This is a genomic window from Mucilaginibacter gracilis (assembly GCF_003633615.1).
GTDB lineage: Bacteria > Bacteroidota > Bacteroidia > Sphingobacteriales > Sphingobacteriaceae > Mucilaginibacter > Mucilaginibacter gracilis.
Map to the genome: position 1 here is coordinate 6433878 of NZ_RBKU01000001.1, position 24774 is coordinate 6458651.

26 protein-coding genes are annotated in these 24774 nt (G+C 41.0%); 13 read left to right on the forward strand and 13 right to left on the reverse strand.

What is annotated here, in order from left to right:
• The first annotated feature begins 23 nt into the window (after window positions 1-23).
• On the forward strand, window positions 24-689 hold the full coding sequence (locus tag BDD43_RS28705; RefSeq protein WP_246001821.1) for an SGNH/GDSL hydrolase family protein: 666 nt from the start codon (window positions 24-26) through the stop codon (window positions 687-689).
• A gap of 52 nt (window positions 690-741) precedes the next feature.
• Here BDD43_RS28705 and BDD43_RS28710 read toward each other — a convergent pair whose 3' ends face one another.
• Together BDD43_RS28710 and BDD43_RS28715 are read right to left on the reverse strand one after the other, a co-directional pair.
• Window positions 742-1581 carry a TlpA family protein disulfide reductase gene (locus BDD43_RS28710; protein WP_121201656.1) on the reverse strand — a complete coding sequence of 280 codons (840 nt, stop codon included), beginning with the start codon at window positions 1579-1581 and terminating at the stop codon, window positions 742-744.
• 134 nt (window positions 1582-1715) lie between these two features.
• Window positions 1716-3146 (reverse strand): L-serine ammonia-lyase, encoded by a 1431-nt coding sequence (locus tag BDD43_RS28715; RefSeq protein ID WP_121201657.1) that lies wholly within the window; start codon window positions 3144-3146, stop codon window positions 1716-1718.
• A gap of 132 nt (window positions 3147-3278) precedes the next feature.
• Here BDD43_RS28715 and BDD43_RS28720 point away from each other — a divergent pair, with 132 nt between their 5' ends.
• Window positions 3279-3653, forward strand: coding sequence for a DUF805 domain-containing protein (locus BDD43_RS28720; RefSeq protein WP_121201658.1), 375 nt, complete (start codon window positions 3279-3281; stop codon window positions 3651-3653).
• A 65-nt stretch (window positions 3654-3718) separates the two neighbouring features.
• Complete coding sequence (locus BDD43_RS28725; protein ID WP_246001891.1) at window positions 3719-3997, forward strand: DUF2752 domain-containing protein; 279 nt, start codon at window positions 3719-3721, stop codon at window positions 3995-3997.
• On the opposite strand, the gene BDD43_RS28730 is transcribed toward BDD43_RS28725, so the two are convergent.
• Window positions 3994-4758, reverse strand: coding sequence for an RDD family protein (locus BDD43_RS28730; protein WP_121201660.1), 765 nt, complete (start codon window positions 4756-4758; stop codon window positions 3994-3996). The genes BDD43_RS28725 and BDD43_RS28730 overlap by 4 nt on opposite strands.
• A 95-nt stretch (window positions 4759-4853) precedes the next feature.
• Between BDD43_RS28730 and BDD43_RS28735 the strand changes: the two genes are divergently transcribed.
• From BDD43_RS28735 to BDD43_RS28760, 6 genes are read left to right on the forward strand one after another with little or no spacing between them, the layout of a single operon-like run.
• Window positions 4854-5831, forward strand: coding sequence for a stage II sporulation protein M (locus BDD43_RS28735; RefSeq protein ID WP_121201661.1), 978 nt, complete (start codon window positions 4854-4856; stop codon window positions 5829-5831).
• Window positions 5815-6663: a hypothetical protein gene (locus BDD43_RS28740; RefSeq protein ID WP_121201662.1), complete on the forward strand. Its 849-nt coding sequence runs from the start codon at window positions 5815-5817 to the stop codon at window positions 6661-6663. The genes BDD43_RS28735 and BDD43_RS28740 overlap by 17 nt, the downstream gene beginning before the upstream one ends.
• Window positions 6664-6666: 3 nt before the next feature.
• The gene (locus BDD43_RS28745) at window positions 6667-7410 is read left to right on the forward strand and encodes a DUF4129 domain-containing protein (protein ID WP_121201663.1); all 744 of its coding nucleotides are present in this window, start codon (window positions 6667-6669) and stop codon (window positions 7408-7410) included.
• Window positions 7407-8582 (forward strand): DUF4350 domain-containing protein, encoded by a 1176-nt coding sequence (locus tag BDD43_RS28750; RefSeq protein WP_121201664.1) that lies wholly within the window; start codon window positions 7407-7409, stop codon window positions 8580-8582. The genes BDD43_RS28745 and BDD43_RS28750 overlap by 4 nt, the downstream gene beginning before the upstream one ends.
• A gap of 5 nt (window positions 8583-8587) precedes the next feature.
• Window positions 8588-9565, forward strand: coding sequence for an AAA family ATPase (locus BDD43_RS28755; protein ID WP_121201665.1), 978 nt, complete (start codon window positions 8588-8590; stop codon window positions 9563-9565).
• Entirely contained in the window at window positions 9566-10912 is a 1347-nt protein-coding gene (locus tag BDD43_RS28760; protein ID WP_121201666.1) for a DUF58 domain-containing protein, read from the forward strand. It abuts the gene before it with no gap.
• Window positions 10913-10916: 4 nt separating this feature from the next.
• Here BDD43_RS28760 and BDD43_RS28765 read toward each other — a convergent pair whose 3' ends face one another.
• From BDD43_RS28765 to BDD43_RS28805, 9 genes are all read right to left on the reverse strand, one after another.
• The gene (locus BDD43_RS28765) at window positions 10917-11702 is read right to left on the reverse strand and encodes a mechanosensitive ion channel family protein (RefSeq protein WP_121201667.1); all 786 of its coding nucleotides are present in this window, start codon (window positions 11700-11702) and stop codon (window positions 10917-10919) included.
• Between the two features lie 344 nt (window positions 11703-12046).
• On the reverse strand, window positions 12047-13684 hold the full coding sequence (gene groL / locus BDD43_RS28770) for a chaperonin GroEL (protein WP_121201668.1): 1638 nt from the start codon (window positions 13682-13684) through the stop codon (window positions 12047-12049).
• A gap of 145 nt (window positions 13685-13829) precedes the next feature.
• Window positions 13830-14120 carry a co-chaperone GroES gene (groES, locus tag BDD43_RS28775; protein WP_121201669.1) on the reverse strand — a complete coding sequence of 97 codons (291 nt, stop codon included), beginning with the start codon at window positions 14118-14120 and terminating at the stop codon, window positions 13830-13832.
• Between the two features lie 233 nt (window positions 14121-14353).
• Window positions 14354-14689 carry a preprotein translocase subunit SecG gene (gene secG, locus BDD43_RS28780; RefSeq protein ID WP_121201670.1) on the reverse strand — a complete coding sequence of 112 codons (336 nt, stop codon included), beginning with the start codon at window positions 14687-14689 and terminating at the stop codon, window positions 14354-14356.
• 10 nt (window positions 14690-14699) lie between these two features.
• Window positions 14700-16301 (reverse strand): hypothetical protein, encoded by a 1602-nt coding sequence (locus BDD43_RS28785; protein ID WP_121201671.1) that lies wholly within the window; start codon window positions 16299-16301, stop codon window positions 14700-14702.
• Window positions 16302-16319: 18 nt separating this feature from the next.
• The gene (locus BDD43_RS28790) at window positions 16320-16838 is read right to left on the reverse strand and encodes an LptE family protein (protein ID WP_121201672.1); all 519 of its coding nucleotides are present in this window, start codon (window positions 16836-16838) and stop codon (window positions 16320-16322) included.
• Between the two features lie 3 nt (window positions 16839-16841).
• Window positions 16842-18101 (reverse strand): sigma-54 interaction domain-containing protein, encoded by a 1260-nt coding sequence (locus BDD43_RS28795; RefSeq protein ID WP_121201673.1) that lies wholly within the window; start codon window positions 18099-18101, stop codon window positions 16842-16844.
• 51 nt (window positions 18102-18152) lie between these two features.
• Window positions 18153-18512, reverse strand: coding sequence for a four helix bundle protein (locus tag BDD43_RS28800; protein ID WP_121201674.1), 360 nt, complete (start codon window positions 18510-18512; stop codon window positions 18153-18155).
• A gap of 36 nt (window positions 18513-18548) precedes the next feature.
• Window positions 18549-20039 (reverse strand): MiaB/RimO family radical SAM methylthiotransferase, encoded by a 1491-nt coding sequence (locus tag BDD43_RS28805; protein WP_121201675.1) that lies wholly within the window; start codon window positions 20037-20039, stop codon window positions 18549-18551.
• A 170-nt stretch (window positions 20040-20209) separates the two neighbouring features.
• Here BDD43_RS28805 and BDD43_RS28810 point away from each other — a divergent pair, with 170 nt between their 5' ends.
• From BDD43_RS28810 to BDD43_RS28820, 3 genes are all read left to right on the forward strand, one after another.
• Window positions 20210-22051 carry a DUF748 domain-containing protein gene (locus BDD43_RS28810; protein WP_121201676.1) on the forward strand — a complete coding sequence of 614 codons (1842 nt, stop codon included), beginning with the start codon at window positions 20210-20212 and terminating at the stop codon, window positions 22049-22051.
• 88 nt (window positions 22052-22139) lie between these two features.
• Window positions 22140-22391 (forward strand): hypothetical protein, encoded by a 252-nt coding sequence (locus tag BDD43_RS28815; RefSeq protein ID WP_121201677.1) that lies wholly within the window; start codon window positions 22140-22142, stop codon window positions 22389-22391.
• A gap of 2 nt (window positions 22392-22393) precedes the next feature.
• Window positions 22394-22957, forward strand: coding sequence for a hypothetical protein (locus tag BDD43_RS28820; RefSeq protein WP_121201678.1), 564 nt, complete (start codon window positions 22394-22396; stop codon window positions 22955-22957).
• On the opposite strand, the gene BDD43_RS28825 is transcribed toward BDD43_RS28820, so the two are convergent.
• The gene (locus tag BDD43_RS28825; protein WP_121202155.1) at window positions 22954-23565 is read right to left on the reverse strand and encodes a SprT-like domain-containing protein; all 612 of its coding nucleotides are present in this window, start codon (window positions 23563-23565) and stop codon (window positions 22954-22956) included. The genes BDD43_RS28820 and BDD43_RS28825 overlap by 4 nt on opposite strands.
• A 182-nt stretch (window positions 23566-23747) precedes the next feature.
• On the opposite strand from BDD43_RS28825, the gene BDD43_RS28830 reads away from it, so the two are divergent.
• A complete protein-coding gene (locus BDD43_RS28830) occupies window positions 23748-24770 on the forward strand; it encodes a tetratricopeptide repeat protein (protein ID WP_121201679.1) in 1023 nt (340 codons plus the stop codon).
• Window positions 24771-24774 lie beyond the last annotated feature (4 nt).

Genomic DNA, 24774 nt, shown 5'->3' on the forward strand with positions numbered 1-24774 from the left:
TAATTGGCTGTAATAATAAACCTATGGAAAGTTACCAAACCAACACTGCCAGCCAACCGGCAAGCAACACAACACCGCTTAAAGGCCCTTACACCTACCTTGCCCTTGGCGACTCCTACACCATTGGCCAATCTGTTGATATCAAAGATCCCTTTCCCTACCAGCTTCAAAACATTATGGCTATAAAGGGATTTAACGTAACTACACCCAATATAATTGCCGTTACCGGATGGACCACCGGCGACCTTAAAAACGCCATACAACAAGCCGGCCTTAACCAGCAATTTGATTTTGTTACCCTGCTGATTGGCGTTAACAACCAATACCAGGGCAAAAGCCAAACCGATTACCGCACCGATTTTGTACAACTGCTTACCACCGCTATTGGCTTTGCAGGCGGCAACAAGCAAAAGGTATTTGTATTGTCAATACCCGACTATAGTGTTACACCATTTGCAGCATCGGCCAACAAAGCAAAAATTGCTACCGAGATTGACCAGTTTAACGCCATTAATAGCGACGAAAGCACCAAGGCAGGGGTTAATTACCTCGATATTACGCCCATATCCCGCCAGGCTGCCGCCGATGCATCGTTAATTGCTTCGGATGGGTTGCACCCTTCGGCAAAAATGTATGCGCTTTGGGTTCAGCAATTGAGTGTACAGGTGGCAGGCCAGTTGGGCAAATAGCTTTAAAGTACCTGCCCATATATGCATTTTAACAGTTAATATATTGATTTTATCATGGCGCGGGGTTAGCAACAGGCACCTGTAAGGCTTCATCAATTGTTTTGGTTAGCCAGTATGGATTGGCATACTGAAACGAAACGCTTGAGAAAACAACTTTGCCATCTTTATTAACCACAACATTGGTTGGGTATAACTTAACGCCGTACTTTTCGGCAACAAAACGGCCGTCATCAATAATATGGTAGTTAAAGGGGGTGGTTTTAATAAACTCTTTGATGTCGTATTTTTCGTCTAAACATACGGCTAAAAACACAACATCTTTATTATCCTTATAATGCTCAACCAGTTTATTCAAATCCGGAATTTCGGCACGGCAGGGCGGGCAGCCAATAAACCAAAAGTTTATTACCAGCACTTTGCCCTTCATCTTTTTCAAATCAAATTTTTCGCCGTAAATATCCTTTTCGTTAAAGGGTTTAAAAATATCTCCTGGATGAAATTGGGTACTTTCGTTAGGTTTTGCGGGCTCAACAAAATTTGGCTTCGAAGGGTCAGTTGATTGGGGCCGTGGGGCTGTAATATATCTTACCTGTGTTTTGGTTTTACGGTCAATGGGTTGGCCGTTGGCATCAAACAAAGGTACAAGTACGTACTCCGGCTTTCCATCCGTTCCTTTTTTAATGCCAGCTTGTTTAATGATGTATTTTCCAGTCCTCATCATCGCACTCCACTCCTGGTAGCCGTATTGTTTACCGGCAGTATCTTTAACCACTGTATTTTTATCGAGCACAAAACGCGTTGTGGTTAATGCTGAAGGCATTGGCGGTGCTTGCGCCAAACAAAAGCCCGATATAAAAACTGTGAATAAAACAAAGAATGATAAGTTTTTCATGATGTTAATACATATTGTTAGTAAAAGTAATGGGTGCTAATAAAACGCTCATCCATAACCATGTATATATGCTATAATTATTATCGATTTTAAAAAAACCTAAACAACACAACATTAACCGTATAATAAAACGGTTAACACTCAGGCAAACTTAAAGGTATCTGGATGGCCAGGCCACCGTCCGACGTTTCTTTATACTTGGAGTTCATATCAAGCGCAGTTTGCCACATGGTTTCAACCACGGCATCTAAACTCACTTTAGCATTATCGGGGTTACTTTGCAGGGCCAGTTGCGATGCCGTTATGGCCTTAATGGCACCCATGGTATTACGCTCAATGCAAGGCACCTGTACCAGGCCGCCAATAGGGTCGCAGGTTAGGCCCAGGTGGTGCTCCATTGCAATTTCGGCAGCCATAAGCACCTGCCTTTGCGTACCGCCCAGGCTCTCGGTTAAAGCTGCGGCGGCCATTGCCGATGATACACCTATTTCGGCCTGGCAACCACCCATTGCTGCGGATAGCGTTGCACCTTTTTTAAATATGCTCCCAATTTCTGATGCAGTAAGCAAAAAACGAATGATCTTATCTTCGGCAAAGCCATCGCAAAATACAATGAGGTATTGTAAAACTGCGGGCACCACGCCTGCCGCACCATTGGTTGGCGCCGTAACCACCCTGCCGAACGACGCATTTTCTTCGTTAACGGCAAGGGCAAAACAGCTCACCCAATCCAGCGTGTATTTAAAACCGTTGCCGCCTTCGCGGATGGCTTTTATCCAGGTTTCGTAATTGGTATAACTGCGGTTGCCCAGCAATTTCTTATTTAGCGCAGCCGCCCTGCGGTTAACATTTAAACCGCCCGGTAAACTGCCCCCGGTATGGCAACCACGGTAAATGCACTCGTTTAGTACCCTGAATATATTGAGCACACCGCTCCGGGTTTCCTGCTCGCTGCGCCAGGCCAGCTCGTTCTCCATCACCACATCGGATATTTTAAGGCCGGTTTTGATACACCAATGCAGCAAATCGTTTGCTTTTTCTATGGGGAAGGGCAAGTCAACCTCCGCCTTTAACGACGACGCATTTTCACCATCCTTTACAACAAACCCACCTCCAATAGAATAAAATGTTTCAGAAACGGCCCTACCCGTACTTAAAAAAGCCTGAAAAGTAACCGCGTTAGGATGCTGCGGCAGGCTCTCGTTAAAAAGAAACAACAGGTCGTCGTCCTTAAAAAAGCTCACGGGCTTAACACCACCCAATTCCAACCGATTATTTACGCCAATTTCGGCTATCTTGTTATCTATCTGGTTAACATCAAAGGTCACCGGGTCATCACCGCTAAGGCCCAACAATATGGCAATATCAGTACCGTGCCCCTTGCCTGTTTTAGCCAGCGAGCCATAAAGCAATATTTTGATTTGCACTACCGATGATAAAACACCCGTATTGTTCAAAATTTCAACAAACTGTTGAGCCGCGCGCCAAGGCCCCAACGTATGAGAACTTGACGGGCCTATACCTATTTTAAAAATATCGAATACAGAAATTTGTTCGCGTTGCATAGCATGCGAATTTACGATATTATATCATTATTAAATTTTTGCAAATTGTTTAGTTATTGTTAAATGGTATCTGTTTTTTTCATATTTTGCAGAGAATTAAACCTGTTCAAAAAAAATTAAAAACTCAACAACATGAATTATTATTTAACCGTTTTAAAAAAGTATGCGCAATTTAGTGGCCGTGCCAGACGCGCCGAATACTGGTATTTTACCTTATTTAGTGTTATTATCAGTATTATTTTAGCAATAATTGATGCCGCTATCGGAGGTAAAGCCCTTCGCAGCATTTATTCATTAGCCGTATTGTTACCAAGCATTGCAGTTGGAGTAAGAAGAATGCACGATGTTGATAAAAGCGGTTGGTTTATATTGATTCCCTTTTACAACTTAGTATTGGCCTGTACAAATGGAACCCCTGGTGATAACGAATACGGTGCTGACCCTAAAGGCGGAACCGGCTTTGGTGCCAGTGACTACCAAAAACCTTATGACATAAACCCTGCTTAAAAAGCATGTTTTGTAACATTATATTTTGCAGCTATTTGAACACCATCAAATGGCTGCAAAATTTTATGATACCTTGCCCTCTAAAAAAACTTACAGGGTTTGATTGCCCAGGCTGTGGCTTTCAACGCTCTTTAATTGCCTTGCTTAAAGGCGATGTAATCAACAGTTTCTACCTTTACCCGGCTACTCTTCCAATACTTGTTTTTTTGGCACTTTGCGTAACCGATGCACGGTATAAATACGATAAAAACTTACGTATAAAAAGGCCGCTATTTATATTTACAGCGGCAGTAATTGCAATAGCATACGTTATTAAAATGAGTAAGTATAACCCGCTTGCTTAAATATCCTGTTTGGCTATTAAAAAATTGTAGTCGTTTACAATCTTCTCTAAAAACTCATATTCGTTTACATCTGCCGGATAGCTAACATGCAAATGCGCCTTAATGCGCAAAGCCAGCTTGTAAACCAAATTACTGTTGCGGGTTCTATTAAAATTGCGGATCACTTCGTGTATCAATACCACATCCTGATCGGTTAGTTGCATAGCCTCGTTATATGTTGGCTCATAATCTTCGGCTGGCGGGGTAAAAACCAGATCTTTAAATTGTGTAAGTGTTGATGTTTTTACCAATGTTGTACCGGCAACCATATCGCCAATGCGTTGCTTCTTGTCCGAAAACGCTACCGTAACTACAGCAGCCGTGCCCAGGGTTATACCAAAATCAATAATGCGGAATAACCAACGCAATAAATACTGACCAATACCGGGCCTTGCACCATTGAGGCTGATTACCTTTATTTTCATGGAGCGCTTACCTATACTTTGGCCATTTAAAAAAACTTCGGTCAGCAAATCATAAAAAACACATAAACCAAGCCAAACAACAATAATGATAATAAATAACCTTCCGCTTTCAGCGGAATTTTCGGATGAATCTATACCGCTCGGTCCATAAAATGCCACCATTATGGTTATCATAATGGTATACACCACCAAAAATATCATATAATCAATTGCGCGGGCGGCAACCCTATCGCCTAAGCCGGCAACCTGGTAGTCAATATCTATGTTTTGTGAGGTTGTAATTCTTACTGTTTGCATTTAAACAAATATATATTGAACAATGGATTATTTTATGTTTAAAGATTAAATATTTGTTGCTATTTTAACAGAAAAAAAGCAACAAGTATTAAAATATGCGTGAGGCGTTATTTATCAAACAAAATTCGGAACGCTGGAAGCAATATGAAAATATTGAAACACACAACCCCGACGAGCTTGCCGATCATTTTATTACCTTAACGGACGATTTGGCCTATGCCAAAACATTTTATCCGCAATCTAAAACAACGGCTTATCTCAATAAACTCGCGGGTGGTTTCCACCAGTCAATTTACACCAATAAAAAAGAAAAAACAAACCGGATTATTTTGTATTGGAAATACGAGCTCCCCCTGCTTTTCAAAAAGCACCATAAGCAGCTAATGTATTCTTTTATATTTTTCACGGTGTTTTTCTTTATAGGTATCTTATCCGCTCGTTACGACGATAACTTTGTGAGGCTTATTATGGGCGATAGATACGTAAACATGACCAATGATAACATAGCTAAAGGTGATCCTTTTGGGGTTTACAAAAGTCAAAACTCGTACTTAATGTTTTATATGATAGCAAAAAACAATTTGTATATAACTGTTTTTAATTATCTCTCGGGCATTTTTTTTGCCTTGGGTACGCTTTACGTTCTTTTTACTAACGGTGTAATGATTGGTGCCTTTGAGTACCTTTTTGTAAGCAAGGGCCTTGGCCTGCAATCAATACTTGTAGTATGGATACACGGAACGTTAGAAATATCAACCATAATTATTGCGGGTGCCGCGGGTTTGGTTTTGGGTAAAAGTGTTATATTTCCAAAAACATACAAACGTGTGGTATCAATAAAAAAAGGAGCTGTAGAAGGTATGAAAATTACCGTTGGCATTTTACCTATTGTTGTGATAGCCGCTATTTTTGAAAGCTTTGTTACCCGCCATACCGAAATGCCGGTTTGGCTTAGTTTGAGCATTTTAGGTGGCTCATTTTTTTTTATAATTTGGTACGTAGTTATTTACCCTATACTGCTATTTAAAACACTAAACCCTGTTGATATTAATAAAGATGCTACCGAACGTTGAACTAATACAAATACGAAATTTTACCGAGATTGTTGATGACAGCATTCTTTTTTTTAAGCAAAACTGGAAACCCCTTATTAAAACATATTTCACCATATGTGGCTTTTTTTGGATTGCTGGTTTAATTATTGCAGTTTTTAACCAAACACAAATTGCCACGCTGCAAGAAAAAGGCGAATCTATTTTTACCTTAGCTTATTTTTTAACATTGTTTTTCAGTTTTTTAAATTTCACTATCCTCTCGCTAACAGTTTTATCATTTATTTCGTTATACCAGCAAAATGGCAACCAGGCCCCAACCGTTGCCGAGGTTTGGAGCTATGTTAAATATTATATGCTACGGTTTTTTTTCAGCTCGGTTGCATTGACTGCAATATTAGCAGTAGCTACACTTTGTTGCGTGTTGCCCGGCATTTGGTTTACACCGGTATATTTAATGGTAATAACAGTTATGGTGTTAGAGAATGCCAGTCTTGGTTATTCCATCCGTCGCGGTTATGACTTACTTGCACAAAACTGGTGGCACACATTTGGTGTAATTATACTAATGGGCATAATTATATTAGCCGTAATTGTATTGTTGCTTATCCCGGTTACGGTAATTGTTGGGCTAATTGTGGGTTTTACTCAGCTCGACCATAATCATGCTATAACAATTGCTATAGCTTTATCATTTAGCTCGATGCAGTTTTTATATGTACTCCCTATTATAGCAATAGCAGTTGTTTATCATAACTTAAACCAACGGATGGACGATCACAGTTTATTTGAGCGGATTGAAATGATAGGCAAAACCGATAACAACAATCAGCTCCCAACCGAAGAGTACTAAGCTATGTATAAACTGCTCCTTGTTTGTTTACTTATTGGTTTTTCGGTTAAATTAAAGGCTAACGTTTTAAAAACGCCTCCAACGGTAAAGCCCAAAATCAGCACATTAAATATTGATAGTTCAAACGTTAAAGTACGAAGTTTTAAGGCCGCCGAACTTAGCAAATACGCCAAAAGCCCCGAATTTAATTATGATAACGACGTAAAGAAACCAAAATCGGCATGGGATAGGTTTTGGGAATGGATATGGGAAAAAATTGAAAAACTTTTTGGCGGCACAGATTCTGCCTCTAAAGGTTCCAGCCAGGCTGTAAGCTATGGTTTGCTGGCTGCCGTTATTGGTGTACTGGTATACATTATTGTTAAAATGATTGGTGTAGAAAATATATTTAAAAGAGCTTCCAAACAAGTACACATCCCTTACGGCGAATCGTTGGAAAACATACACGAAATTACATTCGACCTTGAAATAGAAAAAGCAACGCAACAACGTAACTACAAATTAGCCGTGCGTTTATTATACCTGCGCAGCTTAAAACAGTTAAACGATGCTCAGCTTATCCATTGGCAAATAGAAAAAACAAACACTGCGTATTTAAACGAGTTAACCAACGCCGGTTACCGGCAGGTATTTGGTGTACTAACCCGGCAGTTTGAGTACGTGTGGTATGGCGATTTCCCGGTTGATGGGCAATCGTTCCAAAATATCAATACCCTGTTTATCGATTTTAAAAACATGCTGCCATGAAAGATCTAAAGTTCTACATCCTGGGAGCAACAATATTATTGGTTTTTTATTTAATGGCCCAATACAACAGGCCAAAAGCTTTAGATTGGACAGAAACCTTAAGCAATACCGATAAAATACCTTTCGGCACTTATGTGCTTTATAATAGAGTAACCGATGTTTTTCCGGGCGCCAGTGTTACGGCTTATCGCGAGCCGGTATATAACGTTGTAACTAACTCCAAGGCAAAAAACGCAACCTATATAATTATTAACAACGTCGTTGTTTTAAACGAATATGATTACGATAAATTAACCCAATACATTAAAAAGGGTAACGATGTATTTATTGCCGCCGAAATTTTTGGTACCTATCTCAATAAAAAGCTAAAAATTTCAACATCTGCTGAACCACAAACCGCCGACCCCATCAGGATAGGCTTTGTTAGTAGATACCTTAATACCTACAAATATGCAGTTGACAAGGGCTGTACCGATAGGTATTTTAGTAAGTTTGATACCGCCCAGGCCGTAGTTATTGGCAAAAACGAAAACGAACATAGTAATTATTTAAAGTTTAGCATGGGTAAGGGTAACCTTTATTTAAACTCAAACCCGTTAATGTTTAGCAATTACAGTATACTGCAAGATCAGGGAGCTGCTTATGTGCCCATTGCCTTGTCGTATCTTAAAAACAATGGGAGCCTACTTTGGGATGAATACTATTCGCGCGGACGCGATGGCGAATCTGATTCATCGCTGCGGGTTTTTATACGTAATAGTAGTTTGCGTGCTGCATTGTATATTGCCCTCTTCAGCCTGCTATTCTTCGTAATATACGAGGCCAAGCGGCGGCAGCGCATTATTCCGGTTATTGAGCCGTTGCGAAACTCAACGTTGGAGTTTGTGAACGTGGTTGGGCAAGTTTATTATGAGCAACGGAATAACAGTAACATCGCCACAAAAAAAGTAACTTATTTTTTAGAGCACCTGCGCAGTAAATATGGCTTAAAAACCAATGTGCTGAATGAAGAGTTTTTAACGCTCCTGGCACAAAAAAGCGGCGTCGACACGGCATTACTGCACGAACTTTTACGCCAGATAACATTTGTGCGCAGCAATGCACCGGTAAACGACAGCGAGCTTATAGCACTTAATAAAAACATAGAACAATTTTACAGTCAATCCAGGTAATAAATATGGAACAGGAATTTTTTGAACAACGTACAGATTTGAGCCGCCTTAGCGACGCTGTAACCCAAATTAAAGCCAGCCTTGGCCAGGTAATTGTTGGCCAGCAGGACAGCATCGACCTGCTGATTGCCGGCATTTTGGCCGACGGCCATATTTTAATTGAGGGTGTACCCGGTATAGCCAAAACACTAACGGCCAAGCTAATAGCTAAAAGTATTGATGCACAGTTTTCGCGCATTCAGTTCACGCCCGATTTGATGCCGTCGGATGTGCTGGGTACCTCTGTATTTAACCCAAAAACTATCGATTTTGAGTTTAAACGCGGGCCCATATTTGGTAACATTATTTTAATTGATGAGATAAACCGCGCCCCGGCAAAAACACAGTCGGCCTTGTTTGAGGTAATGGAAGAGCGTCAGGTTACTATTGACGGCCACAGCTATAAAATGGAAGAACCCTTCATTGTACTGGCCACGCAAAACCCTGTTGAGCAGGAAGGTACCTATCGCCTTCCCGAGGCCCAGCTCGATCGCTTTTTATTTAAGATTGAGGTTAAATACCCGTCCTTAGCCGAAGAAATTACCATCCTCACCCAACAGCACCAACAAAAAACAATCGACCAACTGGCCCACATTAAACCTGTATTATCCGGGCAGGATATTATTAGTCTGCGCCAGCAAGTACGTTCCTTTTTTGTAGAACCTAAACTATTGGAGTTTGTAGCCAAAATAATTCACGAAACGCGCAGTAATAAATCGCTCTTTTTGGGTGGCTCGCCGCGTGCATCCTTAGCTATTGTAAACAGTGCCAAGGCATTGGCCGCCATGAAGGGCCGCGATTTTATAACCCCCGAAGACGTGATATGGGTAGCACCCGCCGTATTAAGGCACCGCATTATGCTTACGCCTGACAAAGAAATGGAAGGCGTTACGCCAGATGAGGTTGTTGCCCAAATTATCCAAAAAATAGAAATACCAAGATAAGTGAAGTCGCTTTTTAGCCTGTACTATAAAAATCTGTTTTTAACCACCCGCTTATTCATCGGCCTGGGTGGTGCTGCGGTATTATACCTTTTGTCGTTCTTTTTTACCTGGCTGGGGCAAATCCCGGCAATATTTTTCTTTACACTTATCGTTTTGTTAATAATCGATTTGTGGATGCTTTACGGCACAAGCAACGGTATTTTCGCCAAAAGGCATGCACCCGAACGATTGAGCAATGGCGACGATAACGAAATTGGTATTTACATAGAAAACTTTTACAACTTTAAGGTTAGCACAGGCATTATCGACGAGATTCCGCACCAGTTTCAAAAACGGGACGTACTTTTCCAAACTACTTTAACAAGCCATCAGCATAAATTGTTAAATTACGTATTGCGGCCCACCAAACGTGGCGAATACGAATTTGGTTATGTACGTGTGTACGTACAAGCGCCCTTGGGCCTCGTTAACCGCCGCTTTAACTTTGAGCAAGGCCAAACACTGGCCGTTTACCCATCATTTTTACAGATGCGTAAATACGAGCTAATGGCTATATCAAACCGCTTAAACGAATATGGCATAAAAAAAATACGCCGCCTGGGCAACAGCATGGAGTTTGAGCAAATAAAAAATTACGTTGCCGGCGATGATTTCCGAACCCTTAACTGGAAGGCATCGGCCAGGCGGGGCGAGTTAATGGTTAACAATTATACCGACGAAAAATCGCAGCACGTGTATTGCGTAATAGATAAATCGCGAACCATGAAAATGCCTTTTGAGGGTTTGAGTTTACTTGATTATGCTATTAATGCAAGCCTGGTACTATCAAGCGTAGCGTTAATAAAGCAGGATAAGGCAGGGTTAATTACCGCGTCAGACCAAAAAGGTGCCGTTATACCTGCCGACAGGCGGCCTACGCAGCTCAATAAAATAATGGAGGTTTTGTATAAAGAGAAAACGCGCTATATGGAAACCAATATGGAGTTGCTTTATACCACCATCCGCAACACGCTTAAACAACGGAGTTTGGTTGTTTTTTTCACCAATTTCGAAAGCATGTCGGCACTGCAAAGGCAGTTGCCATTTTTACAGCGCATTGCAAAGTTTCACCTATTAGTTTTAGTGTTTTTTGAAAACACCGAACTCAAAAAAATAAGCGAACAGCCAGCCTGTAACGTAGAAGGAATTTACATCAAAACCATAGCCGAAAAGTTTGCTTACGAGAAAAAGCTCATCGTTAAAGAGCTTGCCCGCCACGGCATACAATCCATATTAAGTGCACCGCAAAACTTAACCGTGAATACTATTAACCGTTATCTGGAATTAAAGGCGAGGCAGAAAATATAAACCATTACATTCCAGGCAACTTAATACTTGCGCTTTTAAGGTCTTTCAAAATATTTTCGTGCAGGGCAAACCGGGTGGAGCTAAACTGCTCGGTTTTTGTCCATACCTTAACGGCTACCCTCAGCCCATCAACCTCCAGGGCCGATATGCCGGTAATAGGTGCCGGATCGGGCAATACATTTGGTGTTTTAGCTATGGCAGCTAATATTATAACCTTAACCTGTTCAATTTCAACCACGTAACCAAGCTTCAGTTCAAAATCAATACGGCGTTTATTTTCGCGGGTAACGTTGGTAATAATTTCGTTAAAGAGCTTGCCGTTTGGTATAATAACAGCTTTGTTATCAGCAGTAAGAATTTCGGTGTAAAATATCTGGATAGATGTTACTACCCCATCAACGCCTTGCGCAATAATATTATCATCAATAGTAAAGGGTTTAAGCAACAGGATAAATACCCCTCCGGCAAAATTTTGCAACGTGCCCGATAATGCCAAACCTGCGGTTATACCCAGGGCTCCAATAACGGTATTAAAAATGGTTAACTGCACATCCGCAATTTCCATAGCTCCAACAAATAGCAAAATATGCATTGTTGTAATACTTAAACTTAGGAAAAATGGCCGTAACGACGAGTGGATTTGCCTGTGGCTCATGTGGCCGCGAAGCTTGAGCTTTACAAGTTTAATAAACCATAAACCAATAAAGTAAAATGCAGCAGCGAGGATGTATTTTGGGGCGTGTGTAATTGCCCAATCAGATACTTGGGTATAAAACTTGTGAAGGTTCATACCCTAAAGATATTACTATCTAAAGAAAGTTACAAATAATTGTGGCCCTTCTGTTATTGCCCAACCTATTATGCGGTTAGATACATATTTTGTTTTTTCACTTATCGCTTTCATACTTGCTAAATATCAAATGCTGTGCCTTAATTCCTAAATAACTCATTATATATCACAGAGTCCCAAAAATGAGATGCCGATTGCAAAAATGTTACATATAGCATCACATTTGCTTTTTTTGACGGTATGATTAGCCGAGGGTTTAATGCTGCATAAAAAAACCCTGTCCAGTAAACTGAACAGGGTTTGATATATTAAACTTTGCCCGTTAAGGGTAAAGCGGATTGATATTACATCATACCGCCCATACCGCCACCCATTGGTGGATGACCGCCACCTGCAGACTCATCAGCAGGCTCATCAGCCAATACACATTCGGTAGTTAACAACATAGCAGCAATTGAAGCAGCATTTTGTAAAGCTACACGGCCTACTTTAGTAGGATCAATTACTCCGGCCGAGATCAGGTTTTCGTACACATCAGTACGTGCGTTGTAACCGTAATCTGCAGTACCTTCTTTAACCTTTTGTACTACGATAGAACCTTCGATACCTGCGTTTTCGCAAATTTGACGTAATGGCTCTTCGATAGCACGACGGATGATTTGGATACCAGTGTTTTCATCTTCGTTAGCACCTTTTAAATCTTTTAACGATTCAACAGCGCGAATGAAAGCAACACCACCACCTGCAACAATACCTTCTTCAACCGCAGCGCGGGTTGCATGTAAAGCATCGTCAACACGGTCTTTCTTTTCTTTCATCTCAACTTCCGATGCAGCACCTACGTAAAGTACAGCAACACCGCCAGATAATTTGGCAAGGCGTTCTTGTAATTTTTCTTTATCGTAATCTGATGTTGTAGTTTCAATCTGTGCTTTGATTTGGTTAACGCGAGATTTGATCTCTTCTGTTCCGCCCGATCCATTGATAACTGTAGTGTTATCTTTATCAATAACTATTTTCTCGGCAGTACCTAAGTAAGTTAAATCGGCGTTTTCTAATTTGTAACCTCTTTCTTCCGAGATAACAGTACCACCGGTTAGGATAGCAATATCCTCTAACATTGCTTTTCTGCGATCGCCAAAACCTGGAGCCTTAACAGCAGCAACTTTTAACGAACCACGAATTTTATTAACTACCAAAGTAGCCAATGCTTCGCCATCTAAATCTTCGGCAATAATTAACAATGGTTTGCCAGTTTGTACTTGTTTTTCAAGGATAGGCAACAATTCCTTCATCGAAGAAATCTTTTTGTCGTAGATAAGGATGTATGGGTTTTCTAACTCAACTTCCATTTTATCTGCATTGGTAACAAAGTATGGCGATAGGTAACCACGGTCAAACTGCATACCTTCAACAGTTTTAACTTCGGTTTCGGTACCTTTAGCCTCTTCAACTGTAATTACACCGTCTTTACCAACCTTAGCCATAGCAGCCGCAATAAGCGAACCGATAACTTCGTCGTTATTAGCCGAGATAGATGCAACTTGTTTAATTTTGTTGTTGTCATCGCCAACAGCTTGCGATTGCTCTTGCAGGTTTTTAACAACAGCTTCAACAGCTTTGTCAATACCGCGTTTCAAATCCATAGGGTTTGCACCGGCGGCAACGTTTTTAATACCGGCAGTAACAATAGCCTGAGCTAAAACGGTTGCTGTAGTTGTACCATCACCAGCAATATCAGCAGTTTTTGATGCTACTTCTTTCACCATTTGGGCACCCATGTTTTCTAAAGAATCTTTCAATTCAATTTCTTTAGCAACAGTTACACCATCTTTAGTGATAATTGGCGAACCAAACTTTTTATCTATAATTACATTTCTGCCCTTAGGGCCTAATGTTACCTTAACTGCATTAGCTAAAATATCAACACCGCGTTTTAAGGCGTCGCGTGCTTCAACATTGTATTTAACGATTTTTGCCATCTTCTTTTTTAAATTTGAATGATTTGATTAACTGAATGATTGATTGTCTATTCAGTATGTAATTTGATTTTTTCTTTATTGAATCGTCAACTTCATCAATGATTTTTATTCAATCATTCAATCCATCAATCCTTCAATCATTAATTTACAATACCGCGTAAACGTCAGATTCGCGCATAATTAAATACTCCTTACCTTCGTAGCTTGTTTCGGTACCGGCGTATTTACCGTACAAAACTTTATCACCAACTTTAACAGTTGGAGCTATTAAAGTTCCGGAATCTGCGTGCCTGCCCGGCCCAACGGCTACTATAGTTCCAACTTGAGGTTTTTCTTTAGCAGTATCCGGAATAAAGATACCAGATGCAGTTTTTTCTTCAGCAGCAGCAGCTTCTACAACTACTCTATCTCCAAGAGGTTTAATGTTTAACGACATAGTTATTTGTTTTAATTTATTATAGTTGTTATAATGATTATAACAGCCAAGCAACACTAATTATGCCATGATATGTATATGGCACATATTGACGGAAGGTTTGTCAAAATTTCATTAAGTGTAAAATATAGTTAGCTCAGGGGTTAATACAGCCGTGTCATGATGTCATGCATAGCAAAAAAAAGGGCTTTAAGAATAACTCTTAAAGCCCTTTCAATTATAAAGCTAATTGCTTACTTGGTTTTTTTGTTCAAATCTGGCAAAGAAGCAGGTGCGCTGTTTACAGGCACACTTGGTTTCGAAGCCTTATCAATTTGCTCCTGGTTTACATTTTCAACCTTGCCTGCACCGGTTTTACCAACCACATTAATAGTTAACGATAATACAATTAATGCAACGGCCAGTATCCAGGTACCTTTTTCAAGGATGTCGCCGGTTTTTTGCACACCTAACAGTTGCGACGAACTGGAAAAGTTTGATGATAAGCCACCACCTTTAGGGTTTTGAATTAAAACAATAAGCCCCAAAAGCACACAAACAATAATGGCAACAATTACTAATAATAACATTTTATTTTATTTAATTTATCTTCTTTTCTAATATTTCAATCTGGGCAACAAAGTAAGTGCTTTTTTCCGGAAATCTCAACAATAATTTTTGGTAAGCTATAATTGCCTTACTATACAACATCTGATCGGCGTATATACCCGCGAGCGTTTCCGAAACGAGGATACTTTTATCTTCCGAACTTTGTTTTGCCTTGTTTTCGTTATCCAGTTTTTCGGTATTAGGCGGTTTTAACTGCGGATCTTTTTCTATAAACCTGTCTATTATTTCGCCACCCTTACGCTTGTTGCGCGTGTTAATATCCAGTTGCTCAACAGATGTAAGGCTAAAAATATTCTCGAAATACTGCTGTTGTAATTCGTCGGGTGCGGGTGCCCGTGGTTCCTGTTGCGGGGCTGGTTTAGGCGCATAAGGCTGGTGCGTATCGGCATGTTCTTTACGGGTTTTATTGAGCCACCACATAAAACTGTACGGTAACGAGTCGTCGTCGTACTTAGCCATCCGCGAATCATCTTCAGCAAACTGAGGTGTAAAATGGTTTGCATTACTTTCAACCATTGGCGCCGGCTCGGGTACAGGCACGGGTTCTGCTTGCATTGGTGCTTGCTGTTGTGGTGCTGTTGTACTCACCATTTCAAATTCAACCTCATCGTTAGCTAACGCCATTTTATCGCGAAAGCGACTGGCCGAAAACGTATATGTTTCTTCGGGTGCGGGTGGCTCGGCAACAGGGGTAGCGGGTTGCGGCTCGCTGGCAATAATTGGGCTATCACTTAATACGGCACCGTATTGGGCAAGCAATATGTCCTCCAAATTATTACTGGCATCTTCTCCTGCTTGGGCCTGCTCCTGCGGGGGGGCTGCATCGGGCATTGTAGTTTTTGGCTCGCGTATTATTTCGCCGTAAATATCTTCAATACCGGTTATCTCATCATAAACCTCATCATCAATTTCTGATGGCAAGGCGGTACCTACAACTGGTTGGTTGCCTATATTAGCGTAAACATAGGGCTCGGGTTGCGCAATAACTTCTTCTTGCTGTGGGGCATACGTTTGGTAAGCTGCCTCATCGGCCAATAATTCGGGTTGTAACGGCTGGTTTGGTACGGTGTTAAAGTATGCTTCTCTATCTTCGGTTTGCCCGTTGGTTGCGGCTGTATCGTTACCTTGGTGATACTGGCCGGGTTCCTCTAAAACTTCTTCCGATTCATGGAAATAGTTTACCGGCTCTGTTTCTTCCTCAAATTGTTTAGCAAAATCGTCAACATCACTTTGCGGTTCAGCTTTATAATCAAGTTCAGTAACCGGCGGGTTTTCTACTTCCTCAATAACGCCTGCCTGCGCATATTTTTTAACCAGCTTTTCGGGGTAGTTAATTAAATTATAAAGTATGGCCCTATCGGATGCATAAGCTGCAGCCGATTTAAGTTTTTGTTGAAAGCCTGCCTGATCTGTAACCTGAATGGCACGGGCAAGCATGGCGCGTAAAATGGCACTTTGCGGATACAGCTCAACCAGCGCCTTTAAGTGTGGGGCATGGATACTGCCAACTTCGGCCGGATTAGCTACAATATCCGAAAAAAACTCTTTATAATTTGTATTTAAAACTTCCACGTTGCTTAAACTACGAATTTACGCCCAATTTGCAAAGGCTCGGTTAAAAATATCTTCCGTCAACTGTTTATTAAGGGCTTGTATCAAAGTTTGCTCCTGTGATGATATATCCCCCGCAAAATCTTTAAATCGGGTGAATGATTCTTCAAAATTATATTTTTTATTGGCAATATTGGTGTATTTGGCCTTTATGGTAATAGTAAGGCGTGTAAGCCCGGCAACGGGTGCCCTGTTATCACTGGTAGCCTGTACCGATGCCGGTGCTATGGTATAACCAGTTATCTGGCCTTCCAAAGTGGCATCAGCCTCGCCCCTAACCAAGCTAAGGCTCGTTTGCGAACGGATACGGTCTTTTAATGCTTCGGTAAATGTTTGGCTCAGATTATTAACCACATAAGGGGCCGTATTCTCAAAAAACGATACATTAATGGTTTTTAACTCCGGGGGTATTGATGCCCCATTCAAGCTTAACTTGTAGGTACAGGCTTGACTTAAGAGCAGTAACGGAAAAATTAACAGCAATATCTTTTTCTTCATCTGTTACAAATTTAATTCTTTGATCTTACGGTACAATGTTCTTTCGGATATTCCCAATTCCTGCGCCGCAAGTTTACGTTTACCACGATGCTTTTTTAATGCCTTACGAATCAAATCAGATTCCTTTTCTATCAGCGACAACGATTCTTCAACTTCTTCGGCATCGTGCGTAATGTTATAATTATCGTTGCCGTTATTATTGCTACTGCCAGTGTTATTATTGTTATGAACGGGTTGTTGCAAAGTAAATTGCGACTCGGCCTTATTTGGTAAATCAATATCGCGGTAAAGTTGATTAATTACCTGCGCATTGCCTGCATAATTGGCCGCTACACCGCCTTGTTCTATAATATCGGCAACCAGTTTTTTTAGCTCAACCATGTCGCGTTTCATATCAAAAAGCACTTTATAGAGGATGTCCCTTTCGGAGAAATCTTCTTTCGGCTGGTTTTCAATACGCATGGGCAGGTTGCGGTTGCCCATTTCGTGCGGTATATAGGTAAGCAGGGTTTGCGCGGTAATGGTGCGGTCGCGCTCAAGCACGGCCAGTTGCTCGGCTATATTTTTTAACTGCCTTACGTTGCCCGGCCACGAGTAGTTAATTAATACCTGCTGCGCAGCATCATCCAGTTGTATAGGCGGCGAGCGGTATTTGGCAGTAAAATCCGAAGTGAATTTACGGAAGATGAGGTAAATATCTTCTTTCCTGTCTCGTAAAGGCGGTATGCGTAGTGGTACGGTATTTAAGCGGTAATATAAATCTTCTCTAAATTTGCCTGCTTTTACGGCTTCGTAAACATCAACATTGGTTGCTGCTATTACCCGCACATTGGTTTTTTCTACTTTAGACGAACCTACCTTAATGTACTGGCCCGACTCCAGCACGCGTAGCAAACGTGCCTGTGTACCCAGCGGCATTTCGCCAATTTCATCTAAAAATATGGTGCCGCCGTTTACGGTTTCAAAGTATCCTTTACGCTCACCAACGGCACCGGTATAGGCTCCCTTTTCATGACCAAAAAGTTCGGAATCAATGGTGCCTTCGGGTATGGCCCCGCAGTTAACGGCTATAAAAGGCCCATGCTTACGCGGACTCATTTGGTGAATGATGTGCGAAAAAACTTCTTTACCACTACCGCTTTCACCGGTTATCAGTACCGAAATATCGGTAGGCGCAACCTGGTTAGCTATATTAATGGCCCGGTTTAACAACGGCGAACTACCGATGATACCAAAGCGTTGTTTAATTTCTTGTACTTCCATTGTTTTAAATAGACTCAAGAATCAAGATGCAAGAATTAAGACTTACCGTCATTACCAAGAATATATTCCCTGAAAGCAAATATCATTCTTTGGACTTCTGCAACCAATTCTAAACACTGGTTCAATTTTTTCTTTATCGCCATACGTGCGCCTTTCACAAATCAACAACTGGGTTTCAGCTTCATATGAAGATGATAATGCCGTTGATAAAAATTCCGCAAAATGTACGTTTGTTCTTTTTCCGGAACCTTCAGCAATATTTGAAGGTACCGAGCACGAACACCTATTTATTTGATCTATAAGATTATATCTTTCTTCAGTAGGCAAGCCTTTACAATAATCATAAGTTAAATCAGTGAAGTCCATAGCCTTCTCCCATATTTTTAGGTTCTTGAAGTTATGCCTCTTCATCTTAATTCTTGGTTCTTGATTCTTGAGTCTTCTTACCTAATCAACTATATGTCCCATTAATGTTGCCGTAGTGCATCTTTCCGCAATTACGTTAACATATTGGCCCGGTTTAAACCTTTCGTCAACCGGGAAAATAACCATAGCGTTTTGATCGCTGCGGCCACAATAATCCTGGTTTGATTTTTTGGAGAAACCTTCAATAAGCACCTTTTGCACCTTGCCAAGCTGCGCTTGTAATCGAACAAGCGAATACTGTTGTTGTTTGGCCACAATTTCTTGCAGGCGCGTTTTTTTAACATCCTCGGGTATGTCGTCGGCAAAACGTTTGGCGGCTAATGTACCGGGGCGCTCGGAGTACATAAACATGTAGGCAAAATCGTACTTTACGTAATCCATCATACTTACCGTGTCCTGGTGCTCTTCCTCGGTTTCGGTGCAGAAACCTGTAATTACATCGGTTGATATTGCGCATTCCGGAATAATGCGGCGGATAGCGTCTATCCGGTCAATATACCACTCACGGGTGTACGTGCGGTTCATAATGTCCAACACGCGGCTATTGCCCGATTGTACCGGCAAATGGATATAGTTACAAATATTATCGTATTTGGCTATGGTGTAAAGCACCTCGTCGGTAATATCCTTAGGGTGCGACGTTGAAAAGCGAACACGCAAATCGGGATTAATGAGAGCAACCATTTCAAGCAATCCGGCAAAGTTAACCGTAGCCTCACCTAAATCCTCTCCAAAGGAGAGGACTTTTTGATTATCCTCTTCGGCTCCCTCTCCTTTAGAGAGGGCGGGGTGAGGCTTTGTCCATTTGTACGAATCCACATTTTGCCCAAGCAACGTTACCTCGCGGTAGCCCTGGTTAAATAAATCGGTACACTCGGCAACTATTGATACGGCATCGCGGCTGCGTTCGCGGCCACGGGTAAAAGGCACCACGCAAAACGAGCACATGTTATCGCAACCACGCATAATAGATACAAATGCGTTTATGCCATTGCTGTTTAAACGCACCGGGCTTATATCGGCATAAGTTTCCTCGCGCGATAGCAATACGTTTACGGCACGCTGCCCGCTATCAACCTGGTCTATCAAATTAGGCAAATCGCGATAGGCATCGGGGCCAACCACAACATCAACCAGTTTTTCTTCTTCTAAAAATTTGGCTTTTAAGCGCTCGGCCATGCAGCCCAGCACACCAACCACCATTCCGGGGTTTTTCCTTTTTGCGCCTTTAAACTCTTTTAGGCGGTTACGCACGCGCTGCTCGGCATTTTCGCGAATGGAGCAGGTATTGATAAAAACTACATCGGCATTATTAAAATCGGTAGTGGTTTCAAAACCTTTCTCAAGCAATATCGAAGCAACTATCTCACTATCCGAAAAATTCATAGCGCAGCCATAGCTTTCAATGTAAAGCTTGCGTCCGTTATTTTTTTGCGGCAGCGTTTCCAGCATTAAAGCCTCTCCCTGTCTTTCCTCGTCGTGTGTTTTGGCCTGTAATTCCAGATCTATCATTTAAAAAAATCTTTGAGGTGCAAAAATACACAAATAATTATATTATGGGTGACATTATGGCAGCATTTTTAACTTAGCTGTATAATCAACTTAAACACATCAAAAACTAATTGTAGCTTAGCATAAGTGCAAACAAATTGAAATAGATATATTGCGGATTAAAGGTAAAAATGGCTTTAAATTTTTTAAAAAAACGGTGGCAAAAGGTAGCGGCTGGCATAACGCTGTCGGTAATTGTTATTATCTCGGTTTTAGCATTTTTAATTAACATCTATTGGTCGCCGGTGATGGCTGATAAACTAAGTGCCACCATTTTAGAGAGTACCGATAGCCTGTATTCGGTAAGCTTTTCAAATACCAGCCTGCATGTAATACGTGGCCGCATTGTAATTGATGAGATAAACCTAAGGCCTAACCTCGAGGTATACAACCGGCGCAAAAAAAAGCAACTGGCTCCAAACAGCCTGTATACGCTACAAATAAAACGTTTGGTTATTAACCATGTACACCCTTTAATGCTCTATTTTGACGATAAGCTTGATATTGCCCAAATAGTGATAAGCAACCCCAACCTGCATGTTGATTACGAACAAAACCGGGATGAGGATACTGTTATCCACGATAAAAAAACACCTTACCAGCTTATTTCAAAAATTCTCAAATCAGCCCATGTACAAAGCATTGTGCTTAACGATGTGCAGTTTAAATATGTGGACCATAGCGGCAGCAAACCCGATGTTTTAGAACTGAAAAACCTCAATTTTATAGCCACCGATTTTTTGCTCGACGCGGTATCGCAAAATGACAAATCGCGTTTTTTATTTTGCAAAGATGTGAGTACCGAATTAAACAACCTTGAAGGCACCACAAAGGATAAACGCAACCATTATAATGTTGATAATGCAACTTTTTCTACCCAAAGTTCGCAGCTTAACATAACGGGCATCAGTTTTACGCCTGTTAAAACGCCCGCTGAGTTTTTTAAAACTACCCAGGCAGATTGCTACGCTCTTAAACTGGACTCATTAACCTTAAATAATTTTGATTTTAAAGCTTACAGCAAATATCATAAAATACATGCCTCGGCATTAACGCTTACTAATGGCAGCTTGCAAATTTTTAACAACCCCGCCCCTAACGATACCACTGTTGATAACGGTTACAACTTTCCGCAGTTGTTACTAGCCAGGCTAAAAATGGATGTAAAGGTTGACACCATACAGGTTAGCAAAACAGGCATATCATACACCGAGTATGGCAAAAAAAGTGGGCAGCCGGGTACCATCAATTTCACAAACACTACCGGTAAATTTTTAAACGTAACCAACAACAAAGCCGCGTTGCAAAAAAACCATACGGCTACAGCGCAAATTGAAACCTACTTAATGGGCAATGGCAGGCTTAACACTCAGTTTGAATTTGACCTGAATAACCCGCGCGCTCAATTTACCTATAAAGGGCACATGGACGATATGGAACTAAAAAAAATAAACCCGGTAGCTGCGCCGCTTGGCATGGTAAAAATAGCATCGGGTAAGTTACGCAGCCTTGATTTTAATATTAACGCCGATAAAGCGCAGGCAAGGGGCAATGTGATTGCTTTATATAACGACTTGAAAATATCGGTACTTAAAAAAGATAACGAAAACAAGCTTAAAAAAATGGGCATAGTTTCGTTACTGGCCAATGTAATGGTAATAAAGCGCAACAACCCCTCATACGGTGAGCCGGCGCGTTTGTTTAAGGTAAATTACGTCCGCAAAAAAAACCAATCTATTTTTACCTATATGTGGAAATCGTTATTCCTGGGTTTAAAAAGCAACGTTGGATATGATGCCGAAACGGAAAAAACCGTAAAGAGAAAAATAAGCGATTTTGAGCAAGGTAAAGCCGAGCGTAAAATTAAAAAGGCCCTTAGGCAACAACACCGCGCCGAACGCCGCGAGCGCCGCGAACTGCGAAAACAGCAAAAAGAACTAAGAAAACAACAGGAAGCACAAACACCTTTATAAAATTTGTAGTTGATAGTTGGCGATGTTTTGAGCATAAGCCCTCAATAAACAGGAAGGTTATTAAATTATTAATTTGTAATTTTATAATATGGTGACGCTGGAAGACATTTACAACGAAGACCCCACGCAAAGAATAATTGACGAGGGAGCGGGCTATGGCGCACAGGAAATGCTTAAAGCAGGTGTACCTATATTTTATAGAGATGAAAAATTCCCGGAGACAATGGAGGGTAACTTGTTTGTGAAGGAATATCCTAATGGTGTTAAAATTTTGGTTAGAAAAATATTAACTGAGGACTATAGATTGCTGGAAGAACATGTTAAAGTTTTGGAGGACTAACATTGCCTTTACTTATCATTGTTGGTGGCCCAAATGGTTCGGGAAAAACAACCCTGAGCAAATATCTTATCCAAAAAGGGCGCATAAAATCTTCAGTTATCAATCCTGATGATATTGCATTAACTGAATTAGGCGGTTACGAGTACCATATCGGTGCTGCTCGTATAGCTTTAGAAAGAAGAAAAGACGCTATTAATCAAAATCAAGATATAGCTTTTGAAACCACGTTTTCGGGACAATCAGAAATAAGCGAAGCAAGGCTTGCTAAAACAAACAGGTACGAAACCATTTTGTACTATATTGCACTGCAATCACCATTGGATAACATTATCCGAGTTCAGGAACGTCAATCAAATAGAGGGCACAATGTTGATAACCAAGACATTGTTAGAAGATTTGAAAAGAGCAAGCAAAATTTATTAGCGCATATAAACCTTTTTGATAAAGTTTACTTGTTTGACAATGCCGGAAATACTCGTTCGAGAGTTGCAATTTTTGAAAGCGGGAAATTAAAATGGATAAATGCCAAGCATCGGAATCATCCTTTTTTTAAAGAGCTATTTTAACCCTCAACCAATTCCACCTCAGCAACCGGGCTAAACAAATACAATCGCTTGGTACTTATCTCCACACAACGGTAACGCTTGCGCAGGCGTTCTTCTAACCTAAAAACGCGGCCGTCTTTTAGTTTAAACACAGCTTTAGCGGGTAGTTTTTCTACGGTTACTACGGCGGCTTTGTGGGCATCGTACTGGCGCAGTGCGCGGTACAGGTTTAAATCGGAACAACTGGATGCAGCGGGGTTGTTAAGGTAGCTGGTAATGGCTTGCTTAACATCCGCCGGGAAAATATCCTTTTCAAAAAAAGGCTGCATCATCCGCTTAAAGTTTGCTTTCCACTCGGTGCCGTGCGGTTTTGCTTTGTGCTTATGCTCGTTCCAGGTATGCAGGTGGGCAAACTCGTGCACGGTGGTTACCAAAAACGCATAAGGGTTTAAATCGTAATTTACCGAGATACGATGGCCCTTGCCACCGTAAGGGTGGCGGTAATCGCCAAATTTAGAACCGCGGTTTCGCGATACCTTAAACTCACAAACAAAATAATCTATCCACCTGCTAATCAGTGGTGCCGCATCGGGCGGAAGATACTGTGCTAAAACTTCTACTTTATCCAATTTTACCTCTACCTCAAATATCGGAGTTTTTGAGGAGGTGGCAAATAACGGGGATGTAAATTTGTTGGAGCTGGTTGCCGTAGTGTGTGAGGACAAAGGCGACGGAAGGAGGAGAAAAAATATTTAACAATATACGATATGGAATATTACTGTTTATTGAATCCTGTTTGTAAATTTAGTTTATGAAAAACCTTCGCAAAACCTATCTCATTACTGCACTTTTATTTATTGTAACCTTAGCTACCGCTCAAACAAATGATAATGCCAAGAGCCTGGTAAAAGAAGGCATTGCATTAAACGACGCCGGAAAATATGTTGAAGCTATTGACAAATACAAACTAGCCATAAAGCTTGATCCAGCTTACCCCAACTCCTATTACGAAACAGGATACAGTTTATTTAGCAGCGGTAAAGGCAAAGAGGCTATTTCTTACATAGAAAAATACCTGCAATTGGAACCCAAGGCTGGTGGAGGTTATGATTTACTGGGCAGTATTTACGACGATGATAAGCAGCCCGACAAGGCAATAGAATATTATAAAAAGGGAATAGAAGCAGATGCTGAATACCAAAGGTTACATTATAATTTGGCGATTGCCTATTACCGGCAGGGAAAGTTTACAGAAGCCGAAGATTGCGCCATTAGGGCCGTTAAGCTTGACCCAAAACATGCAAGCAGCATGCGCATTTATGCAATGACAACTTATAAGGAACAAAAAAGGGATTGTTCATTATTAGGCTGGTGCAGTTTTGTAATACTGGAACCGCAAACAGCACGATCGGCAGAAGCATATAGATATATTAAGAATATTTTAGGGCATGGTATTACAAAAACCGGAGAGAAATCGGTGACCATATCGGTATCAGAAAAAGAACTGGGCTCGGGAGACATGATGATGCAGATAGCCGTTTTAGCAGCAACAACAGATAAAAAGGGTTTATCACCAACCGATTCATTATCGCTACAGCTAAAATCGGTTTTTGAGGTATTGGCCGAAACAGCCGCAAACAAACCCGTTCCGTTTTACACCTCCTATTTAGCTAAGTACTTTGGCAACCTGGCCCATAGCAACAACATGCCCGCCTTTGCAAGGCTGATTAGTTTAGCAGCTAATGCCGACGATAGCAAAGCATGGTTTAAAGAACATCAAATAGAGTTAACCAATTTGGATAAATGGGTACAAACAACGGAACGAAGTTTTTAAGTTT

Coding starts and splice junctions, on each gene's coding strand:
- BDD43_RS28800 (WP_121201674.1), bottom strand. CDS start 18,512: ATGAAGAGGCATAACTTCAAGAACCTAAAAATATGGGAGAAGGCTATG.
- BDD43_RS28805 (WP_121201675.1), bottom strand. CDS start 20,039: ATGATAGATCTGGAATTACAGGCCAAAACACACGACGAGGAAAGACAG.
- secG (WP_121201670.1), bottom strand. CDS start 14,689: ATGTTATTATTAGTAATTGTTGCCATTATTGTTTGTGTGCTTTTGGGG.
- BDD43_RS28725 (WP_246001891.1), top strand. CDS start 3,719: ATGATACCTTGCCCTCTAAAAAAACTTACAGGGTTTGATTGCCCAGGC.
- BDD43_RS28720 (WP_121201658.1), top strand. CDS start 3,279: ATGAATTATTATTTAACCGTTTTAAAAAAGTATGCGCAATTTAGTGGC.
- BDD43_RS28790 (WP_121201672.1), bottom strand. CDS start 16,838: ATGAAGAAAAAGATATTGCTGTTAATTTTTCCGTTACTGCTCTTAAGT.
- groL (WP_121201668.1), bottom strand. CDS start 13,684: ATGGCAAAAATCGTTAAATACAATGTTGAAGCACGCGACGCCTTAAAA.
- BDD43_RS28745 (WP_121201663.1), top strand. CDS start 6,667: ATGTATAAACTGCTCCTTGTTTGTTTACTTATTGGTTTTTCGGTTAAA.
- BDD43_RS28755 (WP_121201665.1), top strand. CDS start 8,588: ATGGAACAGGAATTTTTTGAACAACGTACAGATTTGAGCCGCCTTAGC.
- BDD43_RS28715 (WP_121201657.1), bottom strand. CDS start 3,146: ATGCAACGCGAACAAATTTCTGTATTCGATATTTTTAAAATAGGTATA.
- BDD43_RS28735 (WP_121201661.1), top strand. CDS start 4,854: ATGCGTGAGGCGTTATTTATCAAACAAAATTCGGAACGCTGGAAGCAA.
- BDD43_RS28740 (WP_121201662.1), top strand. CDS start 5,815: ATGCTACCGAACGTTGAACTAATACAAATACGAAATTTTACCGAGATT.
- BDD43_RS28830 (WP_121201679.1), top strand. CDS start 23,748: ATGAAAAACCTTCGCAAAACCTATCTCATTACTGCACTTTTATTTATT.
- BDD43_RS28705 (WP_246001821.1), top strand. CDS start 24: ATGGAAAGTTACCAAACCAACACTGCCAGCCAACCGGCAAGCAACACA.
- BDD43_RS28710 (WP_121201656.1), bottom strand. CDS start 1,581: ATGAAAAACTTATCATTCTTTGTTTTATTCACAGTTTTTATATCGGGC.
- groES (WP_121201669.1), bottom strand. CDS start 14,120: ATGTCGTTAAACATTAAACCTCTTGGAGATAGAGTAGTTGTAGAAGCT.
- BDD43_RS28810 (WP_121201676.1), top strand. CDS start 20,210: ATGGCTTTAAATTTTTTAAAAAAACGGTGGCAAAAGGTAGCGGCTGGC.
- BDD43_RS28795 (WP_121201673.1), bottom strand. CDS start 18,101: ATGGAAGTACAAGAAATTAAACAACGCTTTGGTATCATCGGTAGTTCG.
- BDD43_RS28750 (WP_121201664.1), top strand. CDS start 7,407: ATGAAAGATCTAAAGTTCTACATCCTGGGAGCAACAATATTATTGGTT.
- BDD43_RS28815 (WP_121201677.1), top strand. CDS start 22,140: ATGGTGACGCTGGAAGACATTTACAACGAAGACCCCACGCAAAGAATA.
- BDD43_RS28730 (WP_121201660.1), bottom strand. CDS start 4,758: ATGCAAACAGTAAGAATTACAACCTCACAAAACATAGATATTGACTAC.
- BDD43_RS28765 (WP_121201667.1), bottom strand. CDS start 11,702: ATGAACCTTCACAAGTTTTATACCCAAGTATCTGATTGGGCAATTACA.